Consider the following 381-nt stretch of genomic DNA (forward strand, 5'->3'; position numbering starts at 1 on the left):
CAGATCACCAAAGCGAGTCCGATGTTCTATTTCAATCGGTCTGTCATGAATACTTTTACGATGACTCAACGAACCACGGGTTTCAGGAGAGCCGTATTTCCTCTTTCTTTGATTGATGAAACGTAAATGATGAAAGAGTGTTCCACCTTGGTTCTTATTGTGTCGTATGAAGCGGTAAATTGAATGCAGACTGACTGGAACATGAGAAGCAATCTGTTCAGGACTCCACTGGACATTGAGATAAGAGATGACCTCTGCCCAAATATCAAAAGCGATTCTCTGCGGATTGGAGCGATGCCGCTTTAAAGCCAATTTATGGGCATGTTGAGCAAAATAGCCATTTCTGGCTCGATTACGTTTGATTTCTCTGGAAATTGTGGA

Annotated in this window: 1 protein-coding gene; it reads right to left on the reverse strand. The window is 42.5% G+C overall.

Annotated features, from left to right (window positions below; all coding sequences use genetic code 11):
* The coding region (locus LVY74_RS17625; protein WP_237816147.1) for an IS30 family transposase at nucleotides 1-381 on the reverse strand (381 nt) is incomplete at both ends.

The organism is Acinetobacter sp. ME22, assembly GCF_022012315.1.
Lineage (GTDB): Bacteria > Pseudomonadota > Gammaproteobacteria > Pseudomonadales > Moraxellaceae > Acinetobacter > Acinetobacter brisouii_A.